General features: G+C 60.3%; 1 protein-coding gene. It reads left to right on the forward strand.

The window, feature by feature from the left end:
• On the forward strand, positions 1–428 hold a 428-nt coding region (locus DWB68_RS16900; protein WP_233548889.1), incomplete at its 5' end, for a hypothetical protein.
• Positions 429–647: the final 219 nt, after the last annotated feature.

The following is a 647-nucleotide window of genomic DNA, read 5'->3' on the forward strand; positions in this document are numbered from 1 at the left end:
CGACAGCATCCTCGGACTCAGCGCCTGACCCCACACATCGAAGGACCGAGCGCTACACCACTACCGGGGACTTGACCGTCTTTGACGATCAGGAGCAAGAGGAGCGCTTCATGACAGGCTCCAACGCCATGGGTTCGCTTGCCCCTTTGGAGTGCGACTCACCCGAGGTAGGGATCGTTGCAGTCATGTACCCCGGTGACGACATCAGCGTCCAAGCTGATTGCAGGTCAAGGGCTACGTGGGAAGAAGTGCCCACACGGAGTGCATCAGTGCCGAACTCCATATGCGCCACCTTCAAGGACGAGGACGGGCAAACGTGGATGTGGACGAAGACCGCGGGCGCCCAACGTCTCGAGGCTGACTACCGGGTTGACTACACGTCCAAGGGACCGGTCGTTGTCAGCGTGCCGAAGGCTTCTACGGAATGAAAGAGGTAGAAGCAACCGTGCAGTCTGGAGTCTGGCCAGCCGGGGGTATACACCCGCACGGAGTAGCTAACTTCAGGATCTTGCTCAACCAGGCGCTCGACGCGGTGGGTGTGCGCCAGAAAGGACAACCGTTGTCTTTTCTGGCTCTTCACAGATGAGGGTGTAGCTGTGGTGCGACCTGGGGCGGCGCGTCGGTGTCGGGGTGAGGGTCGAGGTCTT

This window comes from Galactobacter valiniphilus (assembly GCF_003575975.1).
In the GTDB taxonomy this organism is placed as follows: Bacteria; Actinomycetota; Actinomycetes; order Actinomycetales; family Micrococcaceae; genus Galactobacter; species Galactobacter valiniphilus.